11 protein-coding genes and 1 tRNA gene are annotated in these 13,135 nt (G+C 62.9%); 8 read left to right on the forward strand and 4 right to left on the reverse strand.

The genetic code is table 11. The annotated features are described in order from the left end of the window. Nucleotides 1-11: 11 nt before the first annotated feature. Nucleotides 12-212: a sulfur carrier protein ThiS gene (gene thiS / locus HDC96_RS12315; RefSeq protein WP_176988371.1), complete on the reverse strand. Its 201-nt coding sequence runs from the start codon at nt 210-212 to the stop codon at nt 12-14. 203 nt (nt 213-415) lie between these two features. Between thiS and HDC96_RS12320 the strand changes: the two genes are divergently transcribed. The 6 genes from HDC96_RS12320 to HDC96_RS12345 all read left to right on the forward strand — a co-directional run bounded on the left by HDC96_RS12320 (nt 416) and on the right by HDC96_RS12345 (nt 6,199). Then, complete coding sequence (locus HDC96_RS12320) at nt 416-2,245, forward strand: autotransporter domain-containing protein (RefSeq protein WP_179460222.1); 1,830 nt, start codon at nt 416-418, stop codon at nt 2,243-2,245. 124 nt (nt 2,246-2,369) lie between these two features. Further along, nucleotides 2,370-2,443 (forward strand) — tRNA-Gly (locus HDC96_RS12325). A 148-nt stretch (nt 2,444-2,591) separates the two neighbouring features. Further along, the gene (gene rimK / locus HDC96_RS12330; protein WP_179460223.1) at nt 2,592-3,485 is read left to right on the forward strand and encodes a 30S ribosomal protein S6--L-glutamate ligase; all 894 of its coding nucleotides are present in this window, start codon (nt 2,592-2,594) and stop codon (nt 3,483-3,485) included. 227 nt (nt 3,486-3,712) lie between these two features. Next, the gene (locus HDC96_RS12335) at nt 3,713-4,186 is read left to right on the forward strand and encodes a hypothetical protein (RefSeq protein ID WP_179460224.1); all 474 of its coding nucleotides are present in this window, start codon (nt 3,713-3,715) and stop codon (nt 4,184-4,186) included. Between the two features lie 8 nt (nt 4,187-4,194). Further along, nucleotides 4,195-4,872 (forward strand): response regulator transcription factor, encoded by a 678-nt coding sequence (locus HDC96_RS12340; protein ID WP_019183933.1) that lies wholly within the window; start codon nt 4,195-4,197, stop codon nt 4,870-4,872. Then, a complete protein-coding gene (locus HDC96_RS12345) occupies nt 4,835-6,199 on the forward strand; it encodes a HAMP domain-containing sensor histidine kinase (protein ID WP_176988376.1) in 1,365 nt (454 codons plus the stop codon). The genes HDC96_RS12340 and HDC96_RS12345 overlap by 38 nt, the downstream gene beginning before the upstream one ends. 36 nt (nt 6,200-6,235) lie before the next feature. On the opposite strand, the gene coaE is transcribed toward HDC96_RS12345, so the two are convergent. Genes coaE through HDC96_RS12360 form a run of 3 tightly spaced genes read right to left on the reverse strand, consistent with a single transcriptional unit; the run spans nt 6,236 to nt 8,988 of the window. Next, entirely contained in the window at nt 6,236-6,847 is a 612-nt protein-coding gene (gene coaE, locus HDC96_RS12350; RefSeq protein WP_179460225.1) for a dephospho-CoA kinase, read from the reverse strand. 10 nt (nt 6,848-6,857) lie between these two features. Further along, nucleotides 6,858-7,721: an A24 family peptidase gene (locus HDC96_RS12355; RefSeq protein ID WP_176988378.1), complete on the reverse strand. Its 864-nt coding sequence runs from the start codon at nt 7,719-7,721 to the stop codon at nt 6,858-6,860. Nucleotides 7,722-7,728: 7 nt separating this feature from the next. Further along, a complete protein-coding gene (locus tag HDC96_RS12360) occupies nt 7,729-8,988 on the reverse strand; it encodes a type II secretion system F family protein (RefSeq protein WP_179460226.1) in 1,260 nt (419 codons plus the stop codon). Between the two features lie 360 nt (nt 8,989-9,348). Between HDC96_RS12360 and HDC96_RS12365 the strand changes: the two genes are divergently transcribed. Both HDC96_RS12365 and HDC96_RS12370 read left to right on the forward strand, forming a co-directional pair. Continuing rightward, nucleotides 9,349-9,789: a pilin gene (locus HDC96_RS12365; RefSeq protein ID WP_179460227.1), complete on the forward strand. Its 441-nt coding sequence runs from the start codon at nt 9,349-9,351 to the stop codon at nt 9,787-9,789. A gap of 220 nt (nt 9,790-10,009) precedes the next feature. Then, nucleotides 10,010-13,129, forward strand: a complete 3,120-nt coding sequence (locus HDC96_RS12370; RefSeq protein ID WP_179460228.1) for a fused MFS/spermidine synthase — start codon at nt 10,010-10,012, stop codon at nt 13,127-13,129. Nucleotides 13,130-13,135: the final 6 nt, after the last annotated feature.

Genomic DNA, 13,135 nt, shown 5'->3' on the forward strand with positions numbered 1-13,135 from the left:
ACGATGCTGCCTCAACCACCGCCCAGTGCATGCACGATCTCGACCACGTCGCCTTCGCGCAGGCCGTGGCTGGCGTGCTGGCTGCGGGTGACGATCTCGCCGTTGACCTCGACCGCCACCCGGCGCTCGAGCAGTTGCTCGCTGTGCAGCAGGTCATGGACGGTGGCGGTGTGCGGAAGCTGGCGGTTCTCGCCGTTGAGCTGGATGTTCATGACGGTATTGTCCCCCAATCACACCACAGTGCGTACCCTGTGCGCCCCGCGGCAGAGGTGCCGCGAGCGCCAGGCCAACGATGGCCGGGCGGCGGGGCTGGGCATTCATGCCGCAGCGCAGCGTGATGCCGGCGGGGTGCAGTGGAACCATGCACCGTGCGCCGGCGTACGTCCGCCGTCTTCCCCACCTTCAAGGAGTTTTCATGTTGCTCAGCAAACGCCCGATCCGCTCCCTCATGGCCGTGGCCATCGCCCTGGCGGCGATGCCGGCCATGGCGCAGTCGCCGTACACCAAGACCGTTTTCATTGGCGACAGCCTGACCGATGCGGGCTATTTCCGTCCGCTGCTGCCGGCCTCGGTGCAGCCGGTGACCGGCCAGTTCACCACCAACCCGGGCTGGGTCTGGGCCGAGCACGTGGCGCATTACTACGGCACCAACGGTGCTGCACACGGCAACGGCCAGAACGGTGACAACTACGCCATCGGCGGCGCCCGTGTCGGCGTGGACACCAGCCAGATCCTCGCCCCGGGCGCGCCGGCGGTGCCGGTGTACTCGCTCAAGACCCAGACCGCGCAGTACCTGGCCGCCAACGGCGGCAAAGCCGACCCGAACGCCCTGTACACCGTGTGGGGCGGTGCCAATGACCTGTTCGCCATCCAGGCCGGCGCACCGCTGGTCGCGACCCTGACCAACGCGGTCCGCGACCAGGTCGGCATCGTCGGCACCCTGAAGGCCGCCGGCGCCGAGTACATCGTGGTGCCGACCATTCCGGACGTCGGCCTGACCCCGGGCGCCCGCGCCGGTGGCCCGGCCGGCATGGCCGCCGGTACCGCGCTGGCCAAGGCCTACAACGACGCCCTGTTCGGTGGTCTGAAGGCCGCCGGCCTGCAGGTGATCCCGGTCGACACCTTCCACATCCTGCAGGAAATCGTCGCCAACCCGGGCGAGTACGGGTTCGTCAACGTCACCAGCCCGGCCTGCACCACGGCCTCGTCGCTGACCTGCAACCCGACCAGCTACGCCACCCCGGACGCCGCCAACAGCTACGTGTTCGCCGATGGCGTGCACCCGACCACCGCCACCCACCAGATGCTGGGCGAGTACACGCTGTCGATCCTGGAGGCCCCGCGCAACCAGCAGATCCTGACCCACTCCGCGCAGACCATCGGCCGCTCGCGCGCCGACCAGGTGAGCTGGCACGTCGACGGCCGTCCGGCCGACGGCCTGAGCTGGTGGGGCAACCTGCGCGGCGACATGCAGCGCTATGCCCACGCCGATCTGTACGACGGCATGGCCCCGGCCGGCCTGTTCGGTGTGGATTGGGCGCGTGACGGCATAGTGGTCGGTGGCTTCGCTGGCTACGGCCGCATGGACGCCGATTTCGGCAACAACAAGGGCGACTTCACCCAGTCCGACACCACGCTGGGCCTGTTCGCCGGCTGGTATGGCGACCGCGCCTGGGTCAACGGCCAGCTCAGCTACAGCTGGCTGGACTACGACGTGACCCGCAAGCTGCAGCTCGGCCCGGCCACGCGCATCCACAAGGGCTCGCCGGAAGGCAGCAACCTGACCGCCGCGTTGAACGCCGGGTATGAGTTCGGCACCGAGGGCGGCTTCCGCCACGGTCCGGTCGCCGCCGTGATCTGGCAGAAGGTGAAGCTGGACGGCTACACCGAGTCCAACCCGAGCGCCTCGGCGCTGGGCTATGCCGACCAGGACACGGACTCGACCGTCGGCCGCGTCGGCTGGCAGGCCCGCTTCGACGGCGGCAACGTCAAGCCGTACGTCCAGGTCACCTATGACCACGAGTTCGAAGACGGCAAGCAGGCCAGCGCCTGGCTGCAGTCCATGCCGGACGTGGGCATGTACAAGGTGCCGGGCCTCGAGTTCGACAAGGATTACGCCACCGCCGTGCTGGGTGCGCGCCTGAACCTGTGGGGCCTGAGCAGCAACATCGGCATGAGCACCACCTCGATGCAGAAGCGCGCCCGTGACGTGTCGCTGTTCGCCAGCTTCGGCGGCAGCTTCTGATCCACCGTGCGCAGCGCCCGTCCGCGGGCGCCGCGCACGCATGCTGGAAGCGTGAAACAACGGGCGGCCCAGTGCCGCCCGTTGCGTTTGAGGGCCCCGCCCGAATAGACTTACGCCGCGCCTTGCGGGTGTAGCTCAATGGTAGAGCTGTAGCTTCCCAAGCTACTGACGAGGGTTCGATTCCCTTCACCCGCTCCATCTTCCGCGCACTTCTGCTGAATCCCTTTTCCAACGTGCTCTGCCGGCTGCCGGCGCCATTGGCGTGCTGAAAAATGAAGGGGAATGTCGTCATCGCCCTCTACCTGCAGCACGCTATGCTTCGCGCTTTCCCGCCCCCTGCGCCGCGATGAAACTCGCCATCCTGTCCCGCAACAGCAAGCTGTACTCCACGCGCCGCCTGGTGGAGGCCGCGCGTGCGCGTGGCCATACCGTGCGCATCCTCGATCCGCTGCGCTGTTACATGCGGATCGCGGCGGACGGCTTCACCATGCACTACAAAGGGCGGCCAATCACCGGGGTGGACGCGGTGATCCCGCGCATCGGCGCTTCGGTCACGCGCTATGGCACGGCGGTGCTGCGCCAGTTCGAGATGATGGGCGCGCGCACTCCCAATCCCTCCGATGCGATCCTGCGTGCCCGCGACAAGCTGCGGGCGCATCAGATCCTGGCCTCCAAGGGCATCGACATGCCGGTCACGGTGTTCGGCGACAACCCGGATGACACCGTCGATCTGCTTTCGATGCTCGGCCCGCCGCCGCACGTGGTGAAGCTCAACGAGGGCACCCAGGGCCGTGGCGTGATCCTGACCGAGAAGGCCAGCGCCTCGCGCGGCATCGTGGAGGCGTTGCGGGGGCTGTATGCCAACTTCCTGATGCAGGAGTTCATCGGCGAGGCGCAGGGCGCCGACCTGCGCTGCCTGGTCGTCGGCGACCAGGTGGTCGGGGCGATGCAGCGGCAGGCCCCGGAGGGCGACTTCCGCTCCAACCTGCATGCCGGCGGCAGCGCCCGCGCCGCCAAGGCCAGCCGGGCCGAACAGCTGGTGGCGGTGCGCTCGGCCAAAGCCCTGGGGCTGGGGGTGGCGGGGGTGGACCTGATCCGCTCCAGCCGCGGCCCGCTGGTGCTGGAGGTCAATTCCACCCCCGGGCTGGAAGGCATCGAGGCGATCTGCCAAGCCGACCTCGCCGGGCGCATCATCGATCACGTTGCCTCGTTGAAAAAGCCAGCAAATACAAAGAGTTGATGCGTATTTTCAAGGTGGGGCAGGGTCTTAACATCGGTTTAATCGACCCGGGCGTAGGCTCTGTCGAACCGCAGCTCTGCCCTCCTCAGCAGGATCGGTAATCGGGAAACACCTTCAGGCCCAGGCGGAAACGCCTGGGCCTTTTTCTCCCTGACCTCCAGCACTTGCTGCCACCGGCAGGCCCGGCATACATTCGGCGTTCACTTCAAAGCACGGATCAGCTCGACATGAAGCGTTTGACGATGGCCATGGCGGCCGCGGCACTGGCACTGGCAATGGGAAGCGCCGCAGCGGCGCCGAAGAACAAGGAGATCTTTGAGCCGGGCAAGCCCATGGCTGAACAGATCACCAAGATCGAAGCGGACTTGAACGGCGGCGAGACCTACTCGGAGATCACCGTGGATCAGCGCAGCCGGGTCCGTCAGGCCTTGGGGCATATGCGTGGCATCATCGAGCGGAGCGGCAGCGAGGCCTCCCTGTCTGCGGCCAACCGCACCGAACTGTTCAACGACCAGCAGGTGGTGAACACCGTTTTGACACAGGCGCGCGAAGATAGCCGTCTAATATGCAGGCGTGAGCGCGTGGTGGGCTCCAACATGCCGCAGACGCAGTGCATGACGGTCGCCCAGCGGGAACGGATCAAGAACACGTCCCAGAGCAGCATGGACCAAGCGCAGCGCGTCGGTCGTTTTTCCAACTAGAGGTCACAGTGCGAATCCTTGTAATCGAAGACAACAGCGACATTGCCGCCAACCTGGGCGATTACCTCGAAGACCGCGGCCACACCGTGGACTTCGCTGCCGATGGCGTCACCGGCCTGCACCTGGCCGTCGTCCATGAGTTCGACGCGATCGTGCTGGACCTCAACCTGCCCGGCATGGATGGGATCGAGGTCTGTCGCAAGCTCCGCAACGAGGCGCGCAAGCAGACCCCGGTGCTGATGCTGACTGCCCGCGATTCCCTGGACAACAAACTGGCCGGCTTCGATTCCGGTGCCGATGACTACCTGATCAAGCCGTTCGCGCTGCAGGAAGTCGAGGTGCGTCTGAACGCCCTGTCGCGTCGCGGCAAGGGCGTGCAGACCCGCGTGCTGGAAACCGGTGACCTGGAGTACAACCTGGATACGCTGGAAGTGCGTCGCCAGGGCAAGCTGCTCCAGCTCAACCCGACCGCGCTGAAGATCCTGCAGGCGCTGATGGAGGCCTCCCCGGCCGTCGTCACCCGCCAGGAGCTGGAAACCCGCGTGTGGGGCGAAGAGCTCCCGGATTCGGATTCCCTGCGCGTGCATATCCACGGCCTGCGCGCCGTGGTCGACAAGCCTTTCGAGGTTCCGATGATCCAGACCCGTCATGGCATCGGATACCGCATCGCCGCGCCGGAAGCCTGATCCGGTGACGGGCAGGGGGGGGCGTCGCCGCGCGCCATATCGGCGCCGGCTGCGCAGCCGCATCATCGTCTCGTTCGTGCTGTTGGGCTTCTGCCTGACCACGCTGTTTGCGTTCGCCACCAACTGGACCCGCGCCCGCGTGGAGAACCAGCTGGTCGAAGATGTGATGAACCGCAACATCAACGAGTACGCCAAGCGTTTCGCGGCAGACCCCTCGCGCAGCCCAGACCTTCCGGTGCAGCAGATGTACGCCCGACTGGTCCGGCCGGACAAGTTCGAGGCGCTGCGCCTGGAACAGCCGGACTGGTATGAGTTCAACGATGGCATCCACGGTGTCAGCGGCGTGGATGACGGCGGCAAGCCGTTTTCCTACAAGCTGGCGGTACGCAAAACGCCGGAGGTGTGGTTCTTCCTGGCCTATGACATGACGGAAAGCATCCGCGGCGAGAGTCAGCTCAACCGCGCGCTGTTCTTCTCGGTCCTGGTGTTCAGTGTGCTGTCCCTCGTTCTGGGCTGGTGGTCCGCCTCCAAGGTGATGAAGCCGGTGTCCGATCTGGCCGCCCGCCTGCGCGCCTACCGCGGTGGCACCAGCGAGCCAGAACCCCTGGCGCCGCGTTTCCCGGACGATGAAGTGGGCCAGCTGGCCCAGGCGCTGGATGACTACTCCGCGCGGCTGACCGAAGTGGTGCAGCGCGACCGTGAGTTCAATGCGGACGTCAGCCACGAACTGCGCACGCCGCTGGCCGTGATCCGCGGCGCCACCGAACTGCTGCTGACCCGCCCGGACCTCGATCCCAAGGTGCTGCAGCGGCTGCAGCGCATCCAGCGCGCCGAACAGCAATGCACCGATCTGATCGGCGCGCTGCTGTTGCTCTCGCGCAACGAGCGCGGGCAGGGCAGCAGCAATGTCGCCCGCGTCTCGGAGCAGTTGCTGGATTCGCATCGCGCCCAGCTGGGTGGCAAGCCGCTGGAGCTGGTCCTGGAAGGCAACCACGATCTGGTGATCGACGCGCCGGAATCGGCCCTGTCGGTCGCACTCGGCAACCTGATCGGCAACGCCGTGAAGTATTCCAAGGAAGGTGCGGTGCGGGTACGCGTCGGTGCCAACGCGGTCGAGGTGATCGACAGCGGCCCGGGCCTGAGCGAGGAAGATGCGGCCAAGCTGTTCCAGCGTGGCTACCGCGGCACCCACGCGGGGCATTCGCAGGGCGGCGGTATCGGTCTGTCGATCGTCAGCCGTCTGTGCGATCTCTACGGCTGGCAGGTCAACGTCCGTCCGGGTGCCGGGCGCGGCGTGATCGCCACGCTGACCTTCTCCCCCGCCTGACACGGTAGAGCCGACCGTTGGTCGGCTCCTCCAGATCTACCGCGCCGCCAACTCCCGATAGGCCCGATCCAGCCGCTCCACATGCGCCTGCAGGTGGTCCGGGTGGCCGTCATTGACCACCACGTCATCGGCGAGGGCCAGGCGCGCCTCGCGGCTGGCCTGTGCGGCGATCATGCGGTCGGCCAGGGCGGCGTCGATGCCATCGCGCTGCATCAGCCGCGCGTGCTGCACGGCCACCGGCACGTCCACCAACAGGATCCGGTCCAGCCAGGGGTACTGCTGGCGGCCACCGGCCTCGGTGAGCAGGGGAATCGCCGCGATCGCATACGGTCCCTCGGCCCGCTCGCAGGCCTGGCGCAGCTGCTGGCGGATCGCCGGATGGGTGATCGCCTCCAGCGCTTGGCGGTCCTGCGCCGAATCGAAGATGCGCGCGCGCAGGGCAGCGCGGTCCAGCTGGCCGTCGGCCAGCAGGATGTCGGTGCCAAAGTGAGCGGCAATCCGGGCCAGCCCCTCGCTGCCCGGGGCCACCACCGCGCGTGCGGCCAGGTCGGCATCGGCCACGGTGATGCCCAGCGCCTCGAAGCGGCGGCTGACCTCGCTCTTGCCGGCGGCAATGCCGCCGGTCAGTCCGATCACGAAGCGGCTCATCGCGCGGCCCTCAACGCAGGCCGGCGTAGCTCAGGTAACCGTTGATCAACGGCTCGCCCCACATGAACACGATCCAGCCGGCGATGGCCAGATACGGCCCGAACGGGATCGGCGTGGCCCGGTCGCGGCCGCGCGAGTACAGCCAGATCGAGCCGATGATGGCGCCCACGATGGACGACAGCAGGATGATCGGCAGAATGCCTTTGAGCCCGCACCAGGCGCCCAGGGCCGCCAGCAGCTTGAAATCGCCGTGGCCCATGCCTTCCTTGCCGGTCAGCTGCTTGAACAGCCACCACACCGACCACAGCGACAGATAGCCGGCCAGCGCGCCCAGCAGGGCCGGTTTGGCCGGCATGTAGAGGTTGTCGCTGGCCGCGATCAGGCCGAGCCACATCAAGGGCAGGGTGAGCTGGTCGGGCAGCAGCTGGGTACGCAGATCGATCCCGGACAAGGCCACCAGGAAGCAGCTCAGTACGATCGCACCGAAGCCCTGCCAGCCGAAGCCGAACTGCCAGACGCTGGCAGCCACCAGCACGGCGGTCAGCAGCTCCACCAGCGGGTACTGGATCGAGATCGGCGCATGGCAATGGCGGCACTTGCCGCGCAGGGCCAGCCAGCTGAACAGCGGGATGTTCTCGTACCAGGACAGCTTGTGCTTGCAGTGCGGGCAGTGCGAGGGCTCCACCACGATCCCGGGCGGTGGCGGCTCGTAGATGTCCGGTTCTTCCAGGACCTCGCGCGCATCGCGCTTCCACTCCCACTCCAGCCGCTTGGGCAGGCGCAGGATCACCACGTTGAGGAAACTGCCGATCAGCAGTCCCAGTCCGACCGCGGCGGGGTAGCCGAGACCGGGATGCTGGTCGAGAAATGCCATTGATTAGTTATCCAACTACCGCGCCGAGTTTGAAGATGGGCAGGTACATGCCGATCACCATGCCGCCGACGATGGTACCAATGAACACCATGATCATCGGTTCCAGCAGGCTGCTCAGGGCGTCCACGGCATTGTTGACCTCCTGCTCATAATACTCGGCCACCTTGAACAGCATGGTGTCCAGCGCGCCGGCCTCTTCGCCGATGCCGGTCATCTGCACCACCATGTGCGGGAAGATGTTGACCTGCTTCATGGCCATATTGACCGGGTAGCCGACCGACACGTCGTCGCGCATGCGTAGCACCGCTTCCTCGTAGACCTTGTTGCCGGTGGCGCCGGCGACGATACCCAGCGCTTCCACCAGCGGCACGCCTGCCTTGAAGGTCACGGCCGTGGTGCGGGCAAACCGGGCGATCGCACTGTTGTTCATGATCTGGCCGATCACAGGCACCTTCAGGATCAGACGATCCATGGTGTGCTGCATTTTTGGCGAGCGTTTGTAAGCGTATATCGAGCCAAACAACGACCCCAACACGACAGCGAGCATGACCCACCAGTACGCCACCATGAAGCGAGATGCTGAGACGATCATCTGGGTGAAGGCCGGTAGCTCAGCACCGAAATTCTTGAACACCTCTTCGAACTGAGGCACGACGAAGATCAGCAGAATCGTGCTGACCAAGATGGCGACGGTTACAACCATGGCGGGGTAGAACAACGCCTTCTTGATCTTTCCCTTCAGGGCTTCGATGTTCTCTTTGTACGTGGCGATGGTATCCAGCACCGTTTCAAGCACGCCGGCACTTTCACCCGCCCGTACGAGGTTGCGATACAGCTCATCGAACTGAACGGGGTGCTTGCTGATGGCTTCGTGCAGGGAGGAGCCGCCCTCGATATCGTTACGTACGGTATCGACCAGCTTCCTCATACGGGGGTTCTTATGGCCACTGGCGATGATCTCCAGCGAGCTGACAATTGGCACGCCCGACTTCATCATGATCGCCATCTGGCGACTGAAGAATGCAATGTCCTTTGCATTTACAGGGGCGCCGGCCGGGCCGAATAGGGGCTTTGGCTTCGGCTTGACGATGCTTGGCATGATCCCCTGTCGCCGCAGCTCGGCGCGCAGAAGGTTGGCATTCTTGGCGGGCTGTTCGCCCTTCATCTTGATGCCCCGCTTGTCGGTCCCCTCCCAGACAAACGGCTTCAACTCCATGGTATTACGCGCCACGGGCTCTTTCTTGATCGCGCTACGGCTGACAGACATACAGGGCTCCCCAGCCACACCATCCCCAGGCGGGCTTCTCGCCGCATGGTAGCTGGTTCCGGGGAGTGTTGGCAGTCCTCATCGGTGTCCAGCGCGGGCAACGCGCGCCGACCAAGGGTGTCAAAAGGTGACGCAGCACGTCACATTGCCGGATGCGTCGCAAATTGTTGTGAGGGGGGTTCCAATCCTGAAGATTGGTGCCATCATTGCGCCGGGGAATGCTGGGGAGCATTGCTGGCACTGTTGGCACGCAACCTGCTTCGATCCACCCGCACAGGGCGCCCGCCTCGCTCACCCGGTTCGCCGGTTAGGCAATGGCCCAGTGCCCTATCTATATTTCTACCTCTAGGGGATGTACTCATGAAGAAGCAGCAGGGCTTTACCCTGATCGAACTGATGATCGTTGTCGCGATCATTGCCATCCTGGCCGCTATCGCGCTGCCGGCATACTCGAACTACACCAAGAAGGCCAAGGTCTCGGAAGTGATCCTCGCCGCTTCGTCACTGCGTACGGATCTCTCTGAGTACGTCGCAAGCAACAATGCGTTGCCGCCTGCCACTTGGGTGCCAGACTTCCAGGAAACCCAGTATGTCAAGTCGCTGGCATGGGATGCCACCGGCAAGACGATCACTGCTACCGCTCAGAACATTTCTGACGATATCGATACCAAGACCATCACCCTGACTCCGGATGCAACGAAGTTGGAAGATGGCGTCCTGCCGAGCTGGACCTGCGAAGGTACGATCGAAAGCAAGTATCGTCCGGGTAGCTGCCAGGGCGCGGCGACCAAGGCTGACTAACAGCTTCTTCGTTAGCTCAAGTATTGTGGTGCTGGAAAGGGGGCTTTGCCCCCTTTCCTTGTTTTTGAAGTCAGAGTGGCCGGTGTATTTGATTGAGCGGGAAGCTGGCAGCCAAATTGCAGTTGCTCGAATACAGGTTTTGGCGATTGCTGAAGGACTCGGGTAGCGTCGCTTGAAGAGCCACCGTCGAGCTTTCAGATTAATGAGCGTAAGCTTGGGAATGGCACGCAAGGGCTGCGTGTATGGGGCAAGAATACGTGTTGATGGGGGAGTTGTGATCAGATTTAGCAATGCTCGAGGTAACTGGCTTCTCGCGATCTTTGTTCTTTCGGGATTTGCAGGGCTTATTTATCAGTCCATCTGGACACAGTACCTTGGCCTGTTCCTCGGTCACTCATCCCACGCCCAATCGCTGGTCCTCATGCTGTTTATGGGGGGCATGGCTGTTGGCGCGTGGCTGGTGAGTAGGCGCAGTAGCAGTTTGCGCAGGCCGCTTCTGGTCTACGCCATCATTGAACTGCTCATCGGTGCGCTTGGTCTCGGATTTGATGAGATATTCCAGGCGGTTACTAGCTGGGCCTACACGCAGGTCATGCCCGGACTGGAGGGAGCTTCGCTGTCTTCTTTCCGCTGGGTGCTCGCGACGGTGTTGGTTCTCCCACAGTGTGTGCTGCTAGGTGCGACTTTCCCGTTGATGAGCGCCGGCTACATGCGGATGCAGCCGAACGCGCAGGGCCAAGTGCTCGCAGGTTTGTATTTTTCCAACAGCTTGGGTGCAGCATGTGGTGCCCTAGCCTCAACGTATCTACTTCTGCCTGCCGTTGGTTTGCCTGGTACAGTCATGGCTGCAGGGCTGCTGAACTTCGCAGTAGCAGTGCTGGTGTACCCCTTGAGTCGCAATGTACATGCTGCGACGCCAACTTCTGTTGCTCTCTCGGCCTCTGCAAATGAACCGCCGACTAACTCTCGCCTCGTAGTCATGGTGTTGCTGGTAGCCGCTTTGACCGGAGCGTCTTCCTTTGTCTACGAAATCACTTGGGTGCGCATGCTTTCGCTCGCACTTGGTACGACGCTGCATTCCTTTGAACTGATGCTAGCTGCGTTTATTGCAGGCATCGCATTCGGCGGTTTCTGGCTGCGTCACCGCGCCGACCGCATGCTGTCGCCCTTGCGTGTGGCTGGATGGGTCCAAATTTGGATGGGCCTCGCTGCGCTCGCTTCGATGTTTGTGTATGCCCAGTCGTTCGAGTGGGTGGGATGGTTGATGCGAGTTATTGTCCGCAGTGCGGACGGCTACGGTCTCTACAATCTGGCCAGTGCAGTGATTGCGGCGCTCGTGATGTTTCCCGCTGCATTCTTCGCGGGTATGACGCTTCCGTTGCTCACGCTCGTACTCTTGCGGGCGGGTCACGGTGAGAAGGCTATCGGTCAGACGTATGCATTCAACACTGTTGGCGCCATATTGGGTGTGCTGGCTGCGGTGCATATTCTCATGCCTATGTTGGGCTTGAAGTACGCATTGATCGTGGCTGCGGCAGTTGACCTTGGGTTGGGGCTTTGGCTGCTGCAGTACAGCAGTTCGAACGTCGCGTCCTACCTTCATCATCCGGCCCTTCGTGCATCTCTAGTTAGTGTCGCTGGCGTCATTGCGGCTGTCGCATTTGTTCGTTTTGATCCTCTCGTACTCAGTTCCTCTGTTTACCGCCATGGCAGTACGCGTCTCAGCGAATCTGCCAGAATGCTGTACTTTAGGGACGGTGCGACGGCGACAATTTCTCTTTACGAGAATGACAGTGCAATCGGTACCATTCGCTCCGTCGCTACCAATGGAAAAGTTGACGCCGGCATGGCGGTTTCGATGGATCAGGCGCCGACCAGCGACGAATCAACGATGATCCTGCTTGGTGCGTTGCCACTCGCGATGCGGGATGGCTATGAACGCATCGGTGTGATTGGTTTTGGGTCAGGGCTGACGACACACACGCTACTTGGGGACAGCCGCGTAGGCCAAGTGGATACCGTAGAAATAGAGCCGGCAATGATTGAAGGTGCGCGGCTGTTTGGCGATCGCGTGACGCGTGCATTCGAAGATCCGCGTTCACATGTTGTGATCGATGATGCCAAGGCGTACTTCGCAGCCAGTCCACGCAAGTACGATCTAATCGTCTCAGAGCCCTCCAATCCTTGGGTTGGCGGGACGGCATCCTTGTTTACTGAAGAGTTCTATGCGTTTGTGCCGCGTCATCTCAATGAAGACGGCATATTTGTGCAGTGGTTGCAGCTGTATGAGATCACTCCCGAGCTGGTGAGTTCGGTGCTCGCAGGCATGGTCGGGCAGTTCTCTGACGTGCGCGCGTACCTTGCCAACAAGGGTGACTTGATTCTTGTGGCTACCCCAAAGGGTAAACTGCCGGCACTATCGTCGGATGTCTTTGACCAGCCCATGCTGCGTGCGGAGCTCGCTCGCATTGGAGTTCACGGTTTGGTGGATCTGGAGGACACTTTGGCGATGAATGATCAGGCGTTGCGAGCATTTGTTCCACTGTATCCATCATCTCAGAACTCTGACTATTTCCCCGTTCTCAAGCTCAACGCACCGACGGCTCGGTTCCGTCAGGCAAGGGTAGGTGACTTTGAGGCAGTGATGACAGCTCCTTGGCCTATGAGAGAGGCTCTGGGTTCTTCGCCCCCGTTACACCGCGAGCTTGACGAGAGGAAGAATTTGCTTCCATCTCGTCTGTTAGACAAGCGACGCGCGGCGGCTGAGCTGTCCTTGGTGATGACCGGGGCGTCTCAAGTCGAGCGGAAGTGGGCCAGTGCCGTCGATTTCACGCAGGCTGAAGCGCTTCGGGGCGTGGCCTCGGCATGTAGGCTGAATGACTCAGGTGTAGATGCGACGAGCCTGATCTTTTCGCTGGCTTGGGAAACGATCCCGTACTTGCCTGAAGCGGAGCGTGTCACGCTGTGGAACAATGATCGATGGCTTGCGTGCCAGACGGACGAGGGCTCAGCTGGCGACGCGTTGCGCCTAGTGTCTGCGGCGGCTGCCGGTCGGCACGAAGACGTTCTCATGTTTGGCCAGGCATTGCTTCAGGGCGAGAATGGGAAGCAACTTATGGCGGACGGCACTTCTGGCTACTATCTGTTCGGTGCCATGCAGCACGCTGCATTGGTTATGGGGAATGCCTCAAAGGCGCGTGAGCTGAAAGATAAGTACTGGAGCAAGCTCTCGCCGGATGCTCGCAGTAGTGGGCGATTGCGGCTGCTGACATATCTGGCGGCACTTGGCTCGCCCGTGTCTGACATGCATGAGCGTCGTGAATCGCATCATGAGAACTGAATGGAA

It is taken from the genome of Stenotrophomonas sp. JAI102 (assembly GCF_013409105.1).
Lineage (GTDB): Bacteria > Pseudomonadota > Gammaproteobacteria > Xanthomonadales > Xanthomonadaceae > Stenotrophomonas > Stenotrophomonas maltophilia_AA.

Excerpts from the sequence above, each read along its gene's own strand:
- HDC96_RS12365 (WP_179460227.1), top strand. The coding sequence starts at position 9,349 with ATGAAGAAGCAGCAGGGCTTTACCCTGATCGAACTGATGATCGTTGTC.
- HDC96_RS12320 (WP_179460222.1), top strand. The coding sequence starts at position 416 with ATGTTGCTCAGCAAACGCCCGATCCGCTCCCTCATGGCCGTGGCCATC.
- HDC96_RS12345 (WP_176988376.1), top strand. The coding sequence starts at position 4,835 with ATGGCATCGGATACCGCATCGCCGCGCCGGAAGCCTGATCCGGTGACG.
- coaE (WP_179460225.1), bottom strand. The coding sequence starts at position 6,847 with ATGAGCCGCTTCGTGATCGGACTGACCGGCGGCATTGCCGCCGGCAAG.
- HDC96_RS12355 (WP_176988378.1), bottom strand. The coding sequence starts at position 7,721 with ATGGCATTTCTCGACCAGCATCCCGGTCTCGGCTACCCCGCCGCGGTC.
- thiS (WP_176988371.1), bottom strand. The coding sequence starts at position 212 with ATGAACATCCAGCTCAACGGCGAGAACCGCCAGCTTCCGCACACCGCC.
- rimK (WP_179460223.1), top strand. The coding sequence starts at position 2,592 with ATGAAACTCGCCATCCTGTCCCGCAACAGCAAGCTGTACTCCACGCGC.
- HDC96_RS12335 (WP_179460224.1), top strand. The coding sequence starts at position 3,713 with ATGAAGCGTTTGACGATGGCCATGGCGGCCGCGGCACTGGCACTGGCA.
- HDC96_RS12360 (WP_179460226.1), bottom strand. The coding sequence starts at position 8,988 with ATGTCTGTCAGCCGTAGCGCGATCAAGAAAGAGCCCGTGGCGCGTAAT.
- HDC96_RS12370 (WP_179460228.1), top strand. The coding sequence starts at position 10,010 with ATGGCACGCAAGGGCTGCGTGTATGGGGCAAGAATACGTGTTGATGGG.